Origin of the sequence: Vibrio sp. SCSIO 43086 (assembly GCF_051132235.1) — a bacterium.
GTDB classification, from domain to species: Bacteria; Pseudomonadota; Gammaproteobacteria; order Enterobacterales; family Vibrionaceae; genus Vibrio; species Vibrio diabolicus.
Map to the genome: position 1 here is coordinate 1,501,871 of NZ_CP072677.1, position 16,688 is coordinate 1,518,558.

Consider the following 16,688-nt stretch of genomic DNA (forward strand, 5'->3'; position numbering starts at 1 on the left):
ATATGTGTAAAACGATTAGTTCACTGTTAATTATTATTTTTTGTGTTACATGTTCATTAAGTATTTCAGCAAAAAATATAGAAAAGAAAGAAAGTCAAATTTTAACTATCAATGAAATTAATAATAAAGAAAAAATTCGTGATCTTACAGAAATAGAAAGAGTGAGCCTTTCAACTATCTATCTTCTTTACAAAAATGGAGTGATAACGGAGAGTGAAGCAAACCAAGAGTTTGGACACTTTCTCGAAAATGAAGACAGAAAAAATGCCTTATTGAAACTCGCTCACATTGATGACGCTCAAAAAGAGCTGAAGCAAGCCGAAGAAAGCAGTGACTGGGTGAAACTATTTAACTTAGTTAACCTGATGAAACTATGTGGAGTGTTGCTTCTTATCGCTGCTGTTGCTTATTTTATCGCTCAAACCTACGAACTTCTTCGAGATATCGGTAGGGTATTTTGGCGACTTATTTGCACATTACCCGCGATTTGTTACCAGATTCTATTTGTTATCATTGGCTTAACCCTAGCCTTAGTTCCAATGATTATCAGTATCTCAGAAGCGCAATATGTTGTCATTTTTGGTGTGTTGCTCGCTTATGTCGCACTAGTATGGTGGACTATTCATTACGAAGAGCAGTCAGAAATTCTCCTAGAAAAACTCTCCTTGGGTTTACCAATTGGTATGGTTTGGTCTTTTTATCATGCTATTTACTTTGGCTTTTTTGCCATCCGCGAAGAGATCGCATTTTTACAGCTAGTGACATTTGCATGGGTTGTTCTTGGTATTGCAGTGGGAATTTTTAAGTTATTTAACTTTGAAGACAAACGTTACAAAGGAACAAAGTGTTTTTCTTTAGCGCTATCATCGACCATTGTTACTTGCATAATACTATTCTTAAACCAGAGTTCAGATTGGATTACGCCATATTACAAATTTACTTATTATGGGTTAGTGCCATTGCTGTTGTTGTCCTTTTCTATTTCGGGTTTTTATCTACAAAAACCAAGTTGGGTTAAAAAATTTTCAAATATTATGATGTTTTCACTCCTATTTATTAGCGCACCCTTACCAAGTTTTGGTCTGGATAATTTGTACGCTATGATTAATAGTGGTGTATTTGCCTATGGTTTTATCACGATAACAACGATGGTATTTCGGGTCAGTTTTCTGTTTGGCTTGATATCAACAAGCCTCGTTGTTTACGTGTTGGCCTTAGTCATCGAACACAATCCTGAAAAGTTCATGCTCTACATATGACTATGATTTTCTAGATACAAAGTGTGCGTTCCTCCATGTACTCTAAGAGTGAAGAGTCTTACAGAATAAAGAAAAGGAGCCAGTTGGCTCCCTTTTAACTGAATCAGCGGATATTAGTTGGTACGTTTCGAAGCGTACCAGTTGTTTTGATACGCCTTAGATGCAAACAATGCGTTTGCTTTTGCGCGTTCAATAACGGATTCATCGACTTCTAGCGGTTTCATGGTTTGGCTTTCAAAGTCGTACGCCAGGGTCGATACTTTTTCACCAGGAGAAAGCACAACTAGGTTGTCACGCGTTAAATAACCAAAGTTTTTGTCGTATTGCATCATTGCGCGTTCATCTTCGCGAGCCAGTGGTTTCGTTAAGTCACGACCAATCATCGGCGTTTTGGCGTCTACGCCAATAAGAGACAACAGCGTAGGCGGCATATCTATGTTGTTTGCGATACGGTCATCTTTACGTGGTTGAATGTCTTTACCAATGATCAATGCAGGAATGTGGAAGTGCTTAACTGGAACCAAGTTAGCGCCAGACACGCGGGCATCGTGGTCTGCAATGACAATGAAAATAGTATCATCCCAGTAGGATGAGTTTTTCGCTTTGTCAAAGAACGTACCCAAAGCGTAATCTGAATATTTTACCGCGTTATTACGCGTCATGTGTTCGGAATCGTATGGCTCAATTTTACCTTTCGGATACTCATAAGGGCTGTGATTGCTTGACGTAAAAACTAAGCTGAAAAAAGGTTTGTCGCTTTTTGAAAGACGTTCAAACTCTTCGTCTGCTTTGTTGTATAAATCTTCATCACTGACCCCCCAAGAGCCAACAAAGCTTGGGTTATTGTAATCATCTTCTTCGACGATTTGATCAAAACCATTACCGAAGAAGAAGGTTTTCATATTATCGAAGTTTGCTTCACCGCCATAAATAAATTGCGTGTGATAGCCTTGTGCTTTGAGTAAGTCTGCGATGGTAAAGAAGCCTGTTTGGCTTTTGCTTAGTTTCACCACTGCGCGAGAAGGGGATGGTGGAAAACCCGTGGTTACGGCTTCGATACCACGAACAGAACGAGTACCCGTTGCGTACATTTGCGTGAACTGCCAACCTTCAGCCATGAGTTCATCTAGGTTTGGCGTAAGAGGCAGACCACCCAAAGAACCCACAAATTGCGCTCCTAAGCTCTCTTGTAGCAAGATCACTAAGTTCTTACGTTTACCATGGTAAGTCGCGGGGTTACTGTTCATGGTTGGAAGTAATGTTGGATCAAAGTCGGACTTTTTTGACGAAGCGCGAACGAGATCCAGCATCTTTTGATTATCCATCTTGCCGTAGAACTGCTCTGCGCTTTTTTCTGACTTCATGCTGTTGACAGCAAACAGCAGTGAGTAAGATGAGTTTAATGCTAAGTCGTTAAGCAGTGGATCGTTAGAAAATGCCACCATGGCAGGGTTTAGTGGGCGGTGGCCTAAAGACGAGCGTGCGCCTGCAACACCAAGAAGCACAACAAAAATGGCTAATAGTGGGCGCCACTTCCATTTGATCTGCTGTGCATTGTCGGTCAGTTTTTTGCTCCACTTCCAACCCAAAACTAGAGTTAATGCCGTGCCTAACGCGCCAATAAACAGCTCTAGCTTATAGCCAGTCCAAAGCATGCCCATGACCTCTTTCGGATAGATAAGGTATTCCACAAACAGACGGTTTGGGCGTAGGTCATATTCTTGAATGAATGGTGCCGTTGCCAGTTCCATGTACACGAGAATCCAAAGCCCTACAACCATCCATATGCGCAATATCCATTTCCAGAAATGCCCAATCTTGCCGTTTAATGGCATTAGGGCTGAAAGCAGTGCAGGGAGGATGAATAACCAGCACAGTGTTGCAATGTCTACGCGTAGGCCTTGGCCTAGGATGTAAATTAAGTCGTTGAAAGAGTCAATTCGATCAAGTTGCCAAAAGGCGAGCAAAACGCGTGAGATAGACAAAAATATAAGTGAAAACAAAGAAAAAGCAGCAATTGGCTGCAAAGGCCCCCACACAGAGCCCTTAGATAAGTTTTTCATATTTATTCGAATAGTTTAATTGTTATGTTGTGTTGTTTTTAACAAAGCAAGCGTGAAATAAACGTGAATTATAATGTGGGTTTATGGTCGAGTAGTGTAAGTGTTGGTATGTCTATGTAAGTGTGGAATGAAACTCATGTTCGGCTGGAACATAAATTAAACAGGTTATGGTCTGTATCGCTTTTGTTAGCACTTTGGGAAAGTGATGACAAACGTATTCCTACTATTTTCTCTGGGAATGAGCTCAAGTGTTGCACGGTGTAGTGCTGTAATGTCTTTGCAAATTGACATCCCTAAACCCGCACCGTCGCCATGTTCGGAATGACCCCGATAAAACTGTTCGAAGATTCTTTCACGAGTTTCTTTCGGGATTTCTGGACCAGTATCGGAAATTAAGACTTTGATTGTATTATTGTTCTCTGTGACGCTGACTTGTATGTCACTGTGCTCGCCGGAGTAACGAATCGCATTATCTACGAGGTTACGAAATAACACCTCTAACAACATTCGATCACCGGATATAGCGATGTTGGAAGATGATAAACTGATGTCTTGCTTATGCTTCAATGCTAACGGTGCCAAATCAGCAACAACGGTTTGCAACAAAGGGGTTAGCTCAACGGTGTCGAATACACGTTCTGATAAGCTATCTACTTTAGCTAAAGTCAGTAGCTGATGGATAAGGCGGTCAGTGCGTTCAATGCCTTGCAGAATGTTGTGTAAATCTCCTCTCAGTTGCTCCGGATCATTACTTTCAAGTGCATTTTCTACGTTAAGACGAAGGATTGTTAGTGGGGTTTTTAGTTCATGCGCTGCAGCACGTGTAAAGCGTTTCTCTCTTTGCCAGGCTAACTCTAGTTCAGAGAGGAGAGAGTTGAGCGAATCGACAAGTGGTGCGAGTTCAACGGTGTTGTCTTTTACATGAATGCGATCTAATCGGTGTACGTTTCTTTGTGTGATGGCGGTGCGCAGGTCGTTAATCGGTCGGAAATGTTTATCGATCAACCAAAACAGCAAAAGCAACAAAGCTGGTAGTATCAGCAATTGTTCTATTGATGTGGATAGGGCAATTTCGTGGATGATCTCTTTACGTATCTTGTATTTTTCTGCAACCACGACGTATTCATTATCATGTTTTGTTTGTGGCAGTGAAATCTGAAATGTACGCCATTGTGTACCGTCTTTTACGATATCAGCGTAGCCGTTATTATCAAAGGACGTAGAGAGTGCGTGCAAGGTTTGATCAGAGCTCCAGAGCAGTGTGTTGTCTCGATAGAATTGAAAAACCAAGTTTTGTTCATAAGGGTGGCCGAACGTTGTGACATTATCATCGTCAGACTTTGACATTGACTCAATGTTTTCCATCCACTCATTAAATAATTCTCGATGGTTAGCGAGAGTCCTCTCTTCCGTTGAAATTGAGAGCGTCAGCAACATTAATTTTGCGGATTGTCCAAGCCTAGCGTCATAAACTTCTTCGACCTCGTGCTTCGCAGATTGGAAACTGAAATAAAGTGAGATGAGTAAGAGAACACTTACCAACACGCCTACTGATAGAGTTAACTGACGTTTGATCGAGTACGATTTCTTATCTTTCAAGAATGTACCCCACACCGCGAATATTTTTAATGACCACTTTGGGCGCTTTTTTACGCAAATTGTGAATATGAACTTCGATAGCGTTGTCGCTTGAACCTTCATCCCAGCCGTGCAGTGATTGTTGCAATTGCTCCTTACTTTGCACGCGTCCGGCGTTCGTCATCAAACTGGTGAGGATTTTAAATTCATTGCGTGTGAGTTTAAGCGGCTCGTCATCGTAGCGAATGCTTTGTTCCGATAAGGATAAAGATAACTGTCCAACTTGAATGATTTCTTCTGCACTACCGGATTGACGGCGAATCAACACACGCAAGCGAGCGAGCAACTCTTCGAGTGCAAACGGTTTTCCGAGGTAGTCATCTGCGCCGCCGTCGAGGCCTTGAACGCGATCGCGAATGTCGTCTCGTGCGGTAAGTATCATCACTGGGAGCTTAAATCCGCCTTTGCGAATATTACGCAGAACTTCCAATCCATCGATATCGGGGAGAGTGAGATCCAAAATTACTGCAGTGAACGCTTCTGTTTTGAGTGCGCTAGTCACGCCAGAGCCTTTTTCCACCCAATCCACGGTGTACCCATGGCGACTTAATGAAGTCACCATGGATTGACCGAGTAGTTTGTCATCTTCTACGAGTAATAAGCGCATGGATTATTTCAAACTCCCAAGAGTCGCTTTAATTTCCAGTTTTCGACCTTTATCCGCCAAAGGTCGGTCAGGGCGAGGTGACGCCTGCATTGCGCGAGTCAAATACACTTTCGCTTCCTTGTCTCGACCTTCTTCTGCAAGGAAGTCTCCATAAAAATAGTTCGGATCGATGCCTTTTGGATTGATCTCTAACGCTTTTTTCAACATTTCTTCGGCTTTATCGTCATCACCAAAGCCAATTGGCCACCCCGGAACTTTGTAATACAAAGAACCTAAACTGGTGTATGCAGATCCATCAAGCGCTTGCGGTGAAGTTGCGATTACTCCTTCGAGTAAAGATTTGGCTTCTTTGGCGAGTGATAGTGCACCCAAGCCACCTTGAGCACCAGCCAGCGATGCTTTATTGATTGCCAGCCAAACAGTGAGTTCGGGATTGCCCGGTTCTCTGTCGAGATAAATACTGGTTTTGGCAATCGCGCGATGGAAGCATTGTTCCTTTTCGTCTCCATCGGGTGTGCTGTACTGACATTCCGCCCATTTCTTTTGAACCTGTTGCAGTGGAGTATTACTTGCCAACGCAGCGGTCGAAGCTAACGTTGAACAAACCGTCAAAGCGCAAAATAGTTGTTTGGTATTCATCGTCTATGTCCTCTTCAGTGACTGACTCGGTTTACGTATTGGTGAATGGTTTCTTGCTGCTTACGAATCGCAGAAGAAACCACGCTTGGAAGCAGTTGATTGATGCGCGCAAAAAGCTTTTCTGGCCAACCAATCCATTTCGCGGAAATTTCTTTTTCCAACATGGTGACAACGTGATCGGCTACAACTTGCGGCGAGTCCGTTTTGTTACCCAGTTGTCGATTCATTTCATTGACGGCATCGCTATTGAGCGAGGTTTCTGTCGCTCTTGGTGCCAAATACAGCGCACGGATTCCGGTTGCGAACAGCTCTCTGTCGAGCGATTCGGTAAAACGGTGCAACCCCGCTTTTGCCGCGCAATAGGAGGTATAGCCTGGGTAGCCAATTGAGCCGAATGTGGAACCTATATTGAGAATCACCCCAGGCTGCTTTAACCACGTTAACGCCGATTGACACAGCAGCATCGGCGCAACGAGATTGAGTTGGATTTCGTCTGTAATCTGCGTTGATCGTTTGTGGCTTAACAACGAGAAATCGTTGCTGCCCGCATTGTTAATCAGTGCGTCCACTCTTTGATGTCGGCGCGCTCGAGCTTTAATCGCAGTTAATCCTTCTGATGAGGTGATGTCTGCAACGACTAGGTTATGGCGCTCTGGATTCGACAGTTCACGCTGTAGTGTTTGCAAGCTCTCTTCGTTTCGCCCAACAAGAATGAGGCTGGCACCGCGTTTTGCTAACTCTTGCGCGATGGCTTGCCCAATTCCGCCCGTTGCGCCTGTCAAGAGAATGGTGCTGTTGTTAATGATCATGCTTCACCTCACGCCGCTTGTTGGGTTGAGAAAGAAGGCAAAGAACGCAGCATTTGTCCGTACAATGCGAACACCATTTTTGCGGAGTCGATGATGACTTGTTGATCTTCCACTTTGGTGATTTTGTTCATCAGTGATTCAAAAAATTGCAGATGATCTTGGTCTAACACGCTGTGTGAAACTAGGTAAGTCATTGCCGAAGGCGGTAGGCTTAGCGTTGACTGGATTTTTTCAGCTATTTGGCCACCAATGCCGACGCTGGTGCCTTCTAATACCCACACCATGCCAAACAGCGCGAGTGGGTTGTGGCGGTCAATGTTGTGGTAAAGGTAGGAAACCATCAGTTCAATCGGTGCTCCTACTTGACCTACATCTTTGTTGTTGCGCACTGCTTCGGCATCGCCGCCGCACGCTTTGATGTCATTTAAAATCCATTCTTGATGGCCTTTCTCTTCCTCGATGTACTCGGCAATGGCATCTCGTACCCATTCGTATTCGCCAGGTAGTCGGCCTCCACACGCCATCAGCAAGGGAACAGTGTGCTTAACGTGATGGTAAGCTTGGGTTAGAAAGGCGATATACATATCTTTGGAAATGTTGCCTTGTTGAACGTCTGCGATGACTGGCGCAGTTAACATTGCTTGTTGAGCAGCGGCAGTGCTTTGTTTGAGTTGTTCGAAAAATAAAGTCATAACCTTCTCCTTAAGAAGCCGTTAACTAAGATGCAGTTTGGAAAGACGTAATGTGTTGCTGGAAGGGCAAATCGATGCGTTGGATCTTTTGCGCTTGCAGCGTTAATTCAGGCGTTGTGCTCGCTAATAACTGAGCCACATCATGTTCGATTTGATTTCGTTTGAGCTTGCCGTTATCCGTGTACCAACCAGAGATGGCTGGTGGGTTGTCAAGTAGCAACAAGGTTCGGATTTGAGCGTAATCGGGTAGGGTTTGGTTCAATGTATGAACCTTTGCTTCGACGTCTTCGCTATTGGCAATGACAGCGCATAATGTTTGTTGGCTATCGCCCGTAACGATCAGTGGCGTCATCGGCAAAAACGCCAACGCTTCTGATTCAATCCATTCCGGTGAGACATTTCTGCCATACGCGGTGACGATAAGGTTCTTCTTACGTCCCGAGAGAGAGACAAAGCCTTGTGCGTCAATTTGGGCTAAGTCGCCAGTCGCTAACCATTCTTGAGTAAACGGTTCATTCAAATAACCAAGAGCAACGTTGCCTTTGACGAGCAGTTCACCATCTTCCGCGATACGAATCTGAGCGTGGGGAAGCGGTTTGCCACACGTTCCTGCTTTAAATGCGGCTGGTGTATTCAAACAAACAACAGAGCCACATTCAGACAAGCCATAACCTTCAAACGCAGGGATGTTCAGTGCATGCGCGGCGTTAATCAGTTGAGACGACACTCTTGCGCCGCCAACGGCGACAAATTTTAGAGAATCCACAAGAGAGGGCTGCTGTTTCGCGATCTGAATGAGCGCAAGCAATAAAGCCGGTGTTAGCACTAAGCTTTCTGGTTTGATGGTCGCTAATGCTTGTGCAAACAGACGCGGTTCGAATTGGCTTGAACCGAGTAGGCCGGTTTGTGCTCCGGGTAAAATATATGACGTCACGCCCAACATGAGTGGAACATAAACGCCGGTTATGTTCTCGAGAAGTGTCGATAACGGAAGCAGCACTAAGTGCGAGTGCGCCGTGCCGTTTACTGCATCGGCGAGCGATTTCGCCACCAAACACAAATGATCATTGCTTAAACACACGCCTTTAGGCTGACCAGTCGAGCCAGACGTAAATGTGATTTTTCCGGTTTCTGGTAGATAAGCTGCCTGTGTATCTTCATCTCCCAACTGGTTACGACGCAGCAAAGGCAAATTGGTAATGGAAAACGGATGGTCTTGCTGATTAAAGCTTTGCTTAGGGTTAGAAGCCAACCATGCTTGCCAATCGCCGACTAAAGCATCGACGCGTGATTGCTCTAACGTATGTTCAACCTGTGCATCAGAGAAAAAAGTCGGAATAGGTACGACGACTATGTCTGCCGCCATCGCCGCCAAATCAACAATGGCCCAATTGATGCTGTTTTCTGCGCGTAGCGCGAGTGCTTTGATGTTCTGTGCAATAAGTTCGGCGGCAACGAGTTCGATCTTGTTTAACAATTCAGAGTAAGTCAGTTCAACGGTTTGATTTGCTTCGTAGCCGACAAGTGCTACTCGGCCTGGTGTCGTTTTTGCCCATTTTGTAATGGCATCGAGGAGAATATTCATACGTCACCTATATTCTGGCGTGGTTTTTAACCAAGTTGTTCTGGTTGTGTTTGCGGTTTTAACGACGTTTACTTTTCTATCTAGGCTTGTTTACGTTTTTTTTCTTGGACTAATCGAAGGCGTTCGAGTCCTTTTTGCAAATTGCCAGCTAACACACGCGGTTGATGCTCGTAGTACGCCCCCCAAGTGGACTCGGCATCGGGGACTTTATTTTGATCGGCCTGCGCGATGATATGAGGCTCCAATCCTAGGCGCGCCATCATGGCGTGAAGAGGGTCTGTTGCGGTGAAGATGCACCATTCAAAACCGAGATTGACCAGCATTTCTGCGATCAGGTAGAAGTGCAGAGATGACATGCCCTTAGCGAAAGATGCCAAGTGACCAAACTCCACTAAGTTCGAACGTTTTACGTCGCAGTTAAATACGTTAGAAACCAGCTTTTGGGCGTCGTCTTCTAAATACTGTTCAAGGAACAAAGGTTCATCTTCGGCGATGCGAAAGCCGCATACGGAAATAATTTGACCGCCGTCAATGAGGGTTAAATACGCCGGCATAAACTGTTTGAGCTCGGCAAAGAATGCTTCTTGATAACGCTGAGAAACATGCTCGATAACTTGGCTCCAAAGCGGATGCATTGGATAGACGATGTCTAAAGTAAAGCCATCTACAGAAATTTTTGCATGGTGTTTCATGAGCGCTTCCTTTGTTTGATTGGTTATCAACAAAATAAAACGCGAAACTTAAGAAACTCTTAAGGAATGAAATTAAGTAGAAACTTTAAGAAAATACTTAGGATCAGGGCTCAATATTGTTGTAACCCTTTTTACTACGGTGAATAAAATTAGAGCCAACCGATGTGATCGGTTGGCTCTAAAGTTAGGTGTCACGTATTTTAATGGTCGTGTCGGTTACATGGCTGCTTTTTTAGCTTCGTCTACCCATGCGTCGAACTTTTTCTGGTTCGCTTTGATCCAGCCATTTACATGAGACTCGATGTCTGCTGAGCTGTTCTTACCTTGGCTCATCATCATATTCTGCGCACTAACATCATTGATGTTTAGCTTGATGATTTCAAACAGCTTCGCTGCTGCTGGGTTCTTTTCAGTAAACTCTTTGTTCGCAACGATGCGCATAGAGTTCATCTCAAAGCCGTAGTTCTTACCGTTCTCTAGTGTTGTGTCGATGTCCTTACGCTCACCAGGAAGTGAAGAGAATGGCACTTCTAACCAAACAACATCTTTACCCGGAACTAAGACGCCACTTACCCAGTAAGGTGTCCAAGTGTAGTAAAGAATCGGATCGCCTTTTTTGTAACGAGAAATCGTGTCAGCGATAATCGCAGCGTAGTTACCTTGGTTGTGCGTTACTGTGTCACGAAGCTTGAACGCATCCAACTGATGCTCAACGACCATTTCACAACCCCAACCTGGGTTACAACCTGTTAAGTCCGCTTTACCGTCACCGTTGGCATCGAAAAGCTTGGCCAGTTTTGGATCTTTTAATTGACCAATATTTGTGATGCCATATTTTTCAGCGGTTTTTTTATCGATCAAGTAACCTTGAGCAGCACCACTTACATATTGACCTTTGCGGAAAAACTTATCATCACCGCCAGACATTGTGTACTTATCGGCGTGAAGAGGGAACCAACCTACTGCTAAGAAAGTGGCGTCGCCTTTAGCAATAGAGGTATAGCCTACGTTGTAATCCACTTCTTTAGTTGGTTTTACATCGTAACCAAGCTCTTCAAGTGCACGGTTTACGATCAATGTTTGAAACGTTTCCTCTGCAACGGTTGATTGAACTGGCTGAACAGTCACACCTTCACCCGGTAGTTCGCTTGCCACACCATAAGTTGAAAATGCGATAGTACTTAGAGCTCCAACAGAGAGCGCTTTCTTCCATGAATTATTCATTGATGTTTCTCCTAAGTTTTAGATCGTCTTGGTTCGTCTTTGTTTTCAGTTTTAATAGGTATGAAACAGGACCTGTGTGATACCAGCGAAGCTTGGTGTTACCCGCATTAACCCCTAATACTTGGGTAATACGGTCTAATAAAATGGCAAGAATTACGATGCCTAAGCCACCGACAGCAGCAAGACCCATATCAAGTCGGCCGATACCACGAAGTACCATTTGGCCCAAGCCGCCAACCGCAATCATTGAAGCGATCACAACCATAGAAAGTGAAAGCATCAAGGTTTGGTTTACCCCTGCCATAATCGTTGGTAACGCCAATGGCAATTGGATGCGGTAAAGCATCTGTTTTTTGTTTGCCCCGAAAGAGTGGCCCGCTTCGATTAGCTCTTCAGGTACTTGCTGAATCCCTAAAATAGTCAGGCGCACAACGGGAGGCAGTGCGAAAATGATGGTTACTACAACGCCAGGAACGTTACCAATACCGAATAGCATAACGATTGGCACTAGATAAACGAACGCGGGGGTCGTTTGCATTGCATCGAGTATTGGTCTAACAAATTTGGCTGCGGTTTGGCTTCTCGCCAACCATATCCCCATCGGTAGCCCGATAAGCAAACAGAAGAAGACGGCGGTTAAAACCAGTGCGAGCGTTGTCATCGCGTGTGACCACGCACCAATTAGGCCGATAAAAACAAGGGATACAAGTGTTGAAAAACCGAGTTTTACATTGGAAAACTGCCACGCCAGCAAAAATAAAATGAGCACCATGATAGGCGCAGGTGTAGACACCAAAGCAGTTTCAAACGAGGTAAGAATAAAGTCGATTGGAACTCGAATTGCTTGGAAAACAGGGCGACCATGTTCCACCAACCAGTTCAATCCCGATTCTACCCAGCTATCAAGTGGTAGAACCGCATCTTGGAATGGGTTCATAATGTCGAATGGCGCTTGCTCTACAGTTTCTGAGCTTAACCAGTCATTACTTGGGGCAGCGTCAGCACCTGCACCTTGTGACCAAGGATCATCTTGTGCAGGAGCGGTATTCGACCAGGGATCATTGTTAGTTTGCTCTGAAGACATCGTGTTAATCCTTATCTAGTGTTTGTAGAAGACGTGATTTAGTCACGACACCAAAGTAAGTACCTTGCTCATCAACGACAGGTACGGCATAAGGAACGCCTGCAACTAGCCCCAAAATGTCATTGATTGACTGCTCTGGCTGAAGAGTGACTTCATCCGTCAATTGAGCACTGGCTAGAGAGCGGTTTTCTTTGTGAGCCAAACGTAGTGAGTCAAGAGACACGATGCCGGAATATCGGCTAGATTTATCGACGACAATGCCGTAATCACGGTCATGATCCATCAGAATCTGCATCGCTGAGCCTGGGCCATCATTTTCCGATTTCTTAAAGACGGCGGCTGGCTTCTTGCGAGCGATATCTTTTGCTGTCAAGACACTTGCGATGTTTACGCCGCGGAAAAACGCTTCGACATAATCATTTGCTGGACTGTGCAATATTTCATCAGGTGTGCCAACCTGAACAACCTCACCGTTTTGCATGATGGCGATACGATCACCAATACGCATTGCTTCATCCAAATCATGAGATATGAAGACAATTGTGCGTTTGTCATCGTTTTGTAGACGAATAAGCTCATCCTGCATCTCAGAACGGATTAATGGGTCTAAAGCGGAAAACGCCTCGTCCATTAATAGAATGTCTGGGTCACAAGCCAATGCCCTTGCTAGACCCACGCGCTGTTTCATACCACCGGATAACTCGTCAGGGAAAGATTCTGCATAAGGGTCTAAGCCAACTCTTTCCAAGGCGGAAAGGGCACTTTTCTGACGTTCATTAACATCAATGCCAGCAAGTTCTAAACCGAATGCAGCGTTTTCGATCACCGTCATGTGAGGCATAAGTGCGAAACTTTGAAACACCATTGAGATATTGTTGCGACGAACTTCTCGAAGTTCGTCTTCAGAGATATGGGCAATATCTTTCCCTTTTAGATAAACACTGCCTTTCGTTGGCTCAATGAGTCGGTTTAGGAGTCGAACGAGAGTAGATTTTCCCGAACCAGAAAGCCCCATGATCACGAAAATTTCACCTTCGTTAATGGTGAGAGATACATCGTTTACGCCGACTGTTAAACCTGTCTGTTCAAAAATACCGTCCTTATCGATACCTTTTTCGATAAGCGAGAAGGCTCTTTCTGGGTCTTCTCCAAACACTTTATACAGTCCCTTAACTTCCAGTATGGGATCCATGTTATCTGTCCTTTTTTGTGTGTTTATAACTGTTTAACGATTTGTACTCTAATTAATTTTAGTTCAACTTTCAACGAATGGAGTTCGGTTAACAGGATTTTATGTGCATACAATAAACAATGAAGGTGGTGTGGTTAAATAGTGTTTTTATTAACAAAAATAGACATTTATGGTTGGTTTTGTCTTCGCTTAACTTTTCCATGACATTGGTTTGAATTTATTTTGAAGTTTTTAGTACATTTCAACTCAGCCCATCTGCATAGCTATAAGGAGAAATAGATTAGAGGTCTATATTTAAAAACATTAGAGCTCTAATGTTTGGTTGGAGTTTTATTCTGCGAACTAGGTTAGGTGTTGTTATTCTTAGATTTATTCATTGATTGATTTCAATCTTGGTGATATTTATCGCTGTAGTTTAGGCAACGTATGGAATAAAAGATGGAAGCCGAACAGTTAGAAGTGCTCAACTTCATTAGCCAGTACCCACCTTTCGATGATCTACCCGAAGAGCAGTTAAAAAAGATCGCTCTAAATGCCGAGGTTGCATACTTTCGGCAAGGCACAGAGATACTCAATTTTGGAGACACGATCCGCGACTTATATATGGTGAGAAGCGGCGCTGTGGAGATCTACCGACGTAAAGGCGAACTCTATAACAGGATTGACGCTGGTGGACTGTTTGGACAGATGGGGTTGTTAATGAACAACCGTGTGCGTATGCCTGCCAAAGCGATAGAAGACACCTTGGTTTACTGTATTCCGGAGGATATTTTCAACGAGCTTTGTGATGAGTTTGAAAACTTTGCTGACTATATGGAACTGGAAGACAGCGCGCGCTTGCGAAGCGCAATATCCAGCCGCTCAGAAAGTAATGACTTTACCACTGCCAAAGCACGTAAGATCTTAGCGAGAGATCCGGTAACGTTGGAGGCGACGGCATCGATTCAAGAAGCCGCGATACTGATGGCGGAGGAAAATGTCACCTCTTTGCTTATTGTTCGCCCAGCAGAAGAACTCACAGAAGAAGACGATGAACAACTACTTGGAATATTGACTGATCGCGATCTATGTATTCGCGTATTAGCTCAGGGCATTGATACCAATATCCCAGTGAGTGAGGTCATGAGTTATGACGTGGTGTCTCTGGATTACAACGCTTATGTCTTTGAAGCCATGTTAACCATGTTGCGCTACAACGTGCACCATCTCCCTATTTTAAAAGATAAAAAGCCGATAGGAATTATTGGCATGACGGATATTGTCCGTTATGAATCTCAAAACAGCTTGCTGCTCGTTAGCTCTATCTTCCAACAAACCAGCGTTGAAGATCTCAAGCAAGTTTCTGAACAAGTGAAAGACTGTTTTGTGCGAATGGTGAATGAAGATGCCAACGCTCATATGATTGGTCGAGCCATGTCGGTCATTGGTAGTAGCTTTAAACAGCGTTTGGCTGAATTAGCAGAGCAAGAGCTTGGCCCTGCGCCAATTCCGTATTGTTTGGTCGCTATGGGATCGATGGCCAGGGATGAGCAGTTAATTGTAACGGACCAAGACAACGCCCTTATTCTCGACAACAGTTATGATGTTGAGATGCACGGGGAGTACTTTGAAAAGTTTGCCAAATTTGTTTGTGATGGTTTAGCAGCATGCGGCTATGCTTACTGTACTGGCGACATTATGGCAACCAATCCAGAGTGGCGAAAAACCCGAGCGGAGTGGGAGGAGTGCTTTGGCAACTGGATAGATAACCCAACTCCTGAAAGGTTGTTAAACAGTAATATCTTTTTTGATTTATTAGGTGTTCATGGGCGAGTGAAGTGGGCGGAACAATTAAGCAGCTTTATTGTTAGGCGCGCGAAAAGAAACAACCGCTTCCTTGCATGTATGGCTTACAACGCGATACGTCGTACACCGCCATTGGGCTTCTTCAAAGATTTTGTTATGGAGAAAGATGGTCGTCACCGCAATTCTATTAACTTGAAAAGAAGAGGTACTGCGCCATTGGCAGATTTGATTCGAGTGCATTCATTGGCAATTGGTTCCCGTTCGCAAAACTCGTTTGACCGTTTAGACGATATCAATGATGCGGGCATTTTACCTAAAGGTCGAGGAATGGACTTGAGGGATGCAATGGAATTGATTTACATGGTTCGAATTCGTCATCAAGCACTCGATATCGAAAATGGAGATGAACCAGATAACAACATTGAGCCAGAGAACATGTCAGAGTTTGAGCGCCGAAACTTAAAAGCTGCTTTCCAAATCCTTAGTAATGCACAGAACTTCATCAAGTTCCGATACCAGAGAAGTAGCAAATAATGTGGTTCTCAAAAAAGGCAGCAAAAGATCAGCCGTTGTTGGATACGTCTCGGACGCCAGAGTGGTCAACGTTATTCAAACAGCTCGCGAAAGAAGCAAGAGACGAGAGGCTCAAACGTTATTACTCGACACCGATGGCTAATGGGGAAACACCAATTGAGGAAGTGCCATTTGTCTCGGTAGATTTTGAAACGACAGGTTTGAATGCGGAAGAGGATGCAATTCTCACGATTGGACTTGTGCCGTTTACCATTGATCGTGTTCAATGTAGTGGCTCTGCGCATTGGGTTGTTAACCCTAATCGTGAGTTAAACGAAGAGTCAGTCGTGATTCATGGCATCACTGATTCTGAAGTCAAAAACGCGCCCCAATTAACCCACATTTTAGGGGAAATATTGGATGCGCTGTCAGGCAAAGTTGTGCTTGTTCATTATAAAAATATCGAAAGGCAGTTTTTTAATAACGCGTTGCTAAAAAGCATTGGGGAGGGGATACAGTTTCCCGTTGTCGATACGCTAGACATTGAACACGCGATACAGCGCCGTGAATGCAGTGGCCTATTCAATAAGTTAAAAGGTAAGAAGCCAGGCTCTGTCAGGCTGGGGCATGCTCGTGAAAGGTATCACCTTCCTGCTTATCAACCTCATCATGCTTTGACCGATGCGCTGGCAACTGCTGAACTGTTTCAAGCACAGTTGCAATATCATTTTAATCGAAGCATGCCAATCTCTTCGATTTGGCAATAAGCGTTGTTTATGATGAAGACAATAAAATGCAATGAAAGGTAGGGGGCTTTGCGATTATGATGGCGGACTGAGTAACCGCTTATAAGAACTATGTTTTTTGAACATGTGCTTGGTAGTGATGGGAGGTTTCATCACTCAA

The 16,688-nt window shown here is 44.2% G+C and carries 14 protein-coding genes; 3 read left to right on the forward strand and 11 right to left on the reverse strand.

The genetic code is table 11. The annotated features are described in order from the left end of the window. Positions 1 to 2 precede the first annotated feature (2 nt). A complete protein-coding gene (locus tag J8Z23_RS06965) occupies positions 3 to 1,259 on the forward strand; it encodes an MFS transporter permease (RefSeq protein WP_301658810.1) in 1,257 nt (418 codons plus the stop codon). Between the two features lie 113 nt (positions 1,260 to 1,372). On the opposite strand, the gene J8Z23_RS06970 is transcribed toward J8Z23_RS06965, so the two are convergent. The 11 genes from J8Z23_RS06970 to proV form a co-directional block, all read right to left on the reverse strand. After that, a complete protein-coding gene (locus J8Z23_RS06970) occupies positions 1,373 to 3,322 on the reverse strand; it encodes an LTA synthase family protein (protein ID WP_420666752.1) in 1,950 nt (649 codons plus the stop codon). A 186-nt stretch (positions 3,323 to 3,508) separates the two neighbouring features. Beyond that, positions 3,509 to 4,921, reverse strand: a complete 1,413-nt coding sequence (locus tag J8Z23_RS06975) for a sensor histidine kinase (protein ID WP_434635251.1) — start codon at positions 4,919 to 4,921, stop codon at positions 3,509 to 3,511. Then, a complete protein-coding gene (locus J8Z23_RS06980; protein ID WP_109168399.1) occupies positions 4,911 to 5,567 on the reverse strand; it encodes a response regulator in 657 nt (218 codons plus the stop codon). Before J8Z23_RS06980 ends, J8Z23_RS06975 begins: the two co-directional genes overlap by 11 nt. 3 nt (positions 5,568 to 5,570) lie before the next feature. Then, positions 5,571 to 6,206 (reverse strand): tetratricopeptide repeat protein, encoded by a 636-nt coding sequence (locus J8Z23_RS06985; protein WP_258644451.1) that lies wholly within the window; start codon positions 6,204 to 6,206, stop codon positions 5,571 to 5,573. A 14-nt stretch (positions 6,207 to 6,220) separates the two neighbouring features. Next, positions 6,221 to 7,015, reverse strand: a complete 795-nt coding sequence (locus J8Z23_RS06990) for an SDR family oxidoreductase (protein WP_048626330.1) — start codon at positions 7,013 to 7,015, stop codon at positions 6,221 to 6,223. An 8-nt stretch (positions 7,016 to 7,023) separates the two neighbouring features. Beyond that, the gene (locus tag J8Z23_RS06995) at positions 7,024 to 7,707 is read right to left on the reverse strand and encodes a TenA family transcriptional regulator (protein WP_434635252.1); all 684 of its coding nucleotides are present in this window, start codon (positions 7,705 to 7,707) and stop codon (positions 7,024 to 7,026) included. Positions 7,708 to 7,732: 25 nt separating this feature from the next. Next, a complete protein-coding gene (locus J8Z23_RS07000; RefSeq protein WP_434635253.1) occupies positions 7,733 to 9,292 on the reverse strand; it encodes an AMP-binding protein in 1,560 nt (519 codons plus the stop codon). 80 nt (positions 9,293 to 9,372) lie between these two features. Then, a complete protein-coding gene (locus J8Z23_RS07005) occupies positions 9,373 to 9,984 on the reverse strand; it encodes a thermostable hemolysin (protein WP_434635254.1) in 612 nt (203 codons plus the stop codon). Positions 9,985 to 10,200: 216 nt separating this feature from the next. Next, positions 10,201 to 11,208, reverse strand: a complete 1,008-nt coding sequence (gene proX, locus J8Z23_RS07010) for a glycine betaine/L-proline ABC transporter substrate-binding protein ProX (protein WP_005393392.1) — start codon at positions 11,206 to 11,208, stop codon at positions 10,201 to 10,203. After that, the gene (gene proW, locus J8Z23_RS07015; RefSeq protein WP_434635255.1) at positions 11,201 to 12,292 is read right to left on the reverse strand and encodes a glycine betaine/L-proline ABC transporter permease ProW; all 1,092 of its coding nucleotides are present in this window, start codon (positions 12,290 to 12,292) and stop codon (positions 11,201 to 11,203) included. The genes proX and proW overlap by 8 nt, the downstream gene beginning before the upstream one ends. 4 nt (positions 12,293 to 12,296) lie before the next feature. Continuing rightward, positions 12,297 to 13,484 carry a glycine betaine/L-proline ABC transporter ATP-binding protein ProV gene (proV, locus tag J8Z23_RS07020; RefSeq protein WP_005393388.1) on the reverse strand — a complete coding sequence of 396 codons (1,188 nt, stop codon included), beginning with the start codon at positions 13,482 to 13,484 and terminating at the stop codon, positions 12,297 to 12,299. 438 nt (positions 13,485 to 13,922) lie between these two features. Between proV and J8Z23_RS07025 the strand changes: the two genes are divergently transcribed. After that, positions 13,923 to 15,803, forward strand: coding sequence for a DUF294 nucleotidyltransferase-like domain-containing protein (locus J8Z23_RS07025; RefSeq protein WP_006741594.1), 1,881 nt, complete (start codon positions 13,923 to 13,925; stop codon positions 15,801 to 15,803). Continuing rightward, positions 15,803 to 16,549 (forward strand): 3'-5' exonuclease, encoded by a 747-nt coding sequence (locus tag J8Z23_RS07030; RefSeq protein ID WP_434635256.1) that lies wholly within the window; start codon positions 15,803 to 15,805, stop codon positions 16,547 to 16,549. The genes J8Z23_RS07025 and J8Z23_RS07030 overlap by 1 nt, the downstream gene beginning before the upstream one ends. The last annotated feature ends 139 nt before the right edge of the window (positions 16,550 to 16,688 follow it).

What these genes read in the sequence shown, in the direction of transcription:
- J8Z23_RS06965 (WP_301658810.1), top strand. Translation starts at nt 3, where the DNA reads ATGTGTAAAACGATTAGTTCACTGTTAATTATTATTTTTTGTGTTACA.
- J8Z23_RS07005 (WP_434635254.1), bottom strand. Translation starts at nt 9,984, where the DNA reads ATGAAACACCATGCAAAAATTTCTGTAGATGGCTTTACTTTAGACATC.
- J8Z23_RS06970 (WP_420666752.1), bottom strand. Translation starts at nt 3,322, where the DNA reads ATGAAAAACTTATCTAAGGGCTCTGTGTGGGGGCCTTTGCAGCCAATT.
- J8Z23_RS07000 (WP_434635253.1), bottom strand. Translation starts at nt 9,292, where the DNA reads ATGAATATTCTCCTCGATGCCATTACAAAATGGGCAAAAACGACACCA.
- J8Z23_RS06990 (WP_048626330.1), bottom strand. Translation starts at nt 7,015, where the DNA reads ATGATCATTAACAACAGCACCATTCTCTTGACAGGCGCAACGGGCGGA.
- J8Z23_RS06980 (WP_109168399.1), bottom strand. Translation starts at nt 5,567, where the DNA reads ATGCGCTTATTACTCGTAGAAGATGACAAACTACTCGGTCAATCCATG.
- proV (WP_005393388.1), bottom strand. Translation starts at nt 13,484, where the DNA reads ATGGATCCCATACTGGAAGTTAAGGGACTGTATAAAGTGTTTGGAGAA.
- J8Z23_RS06985 (WP_258644451.1), bottom strand. Translation starts at nt 6,206, where the DNA reads ATGAATACCAAACAACTATTTTGCGCTTTGACGGTTTGTTCAACGTTA.
- J8Z23_RS07025 (WP_006741594.1), top strand. Translation starts at nt 13,923, where the DNA reads ATGGAAGCCGAACAGTTAGAAGTGCTCAACTTCATTAGCCAGTACCCA.
- proX (WP_005393392.1), bottom strand. Translation starts at nt 11,208, where the DNA reads ATGAATAATTCATGGAAGAAAGCGCTCTCTGTTGGAGCTCTAAGTACT.
- J8Z23_RS07030 (WP_434635256.1), top strand. Translation starts at nt 15,803, where the DNA reads ATGTGGTTCTCAAAAAAGGCAGCAAAAGATCAGCCGTTGTTGGATACG.
- proW (WP_434635255.1), bottom strand. Translation starts at nt 12,292, where the DNA reads ATGTCTTCAGAGCAAACTAACAATGATCCCTGGTCGAATACCGCTCCT.
- J8Z23_RS06995 (WP_434635252.1), bottom strand. Translation starts at nt 7,707, where the DNA reads ATGACTTTATTTTTCGAACAACTCAAACAAAGCACTGCCGCTGCTCAA.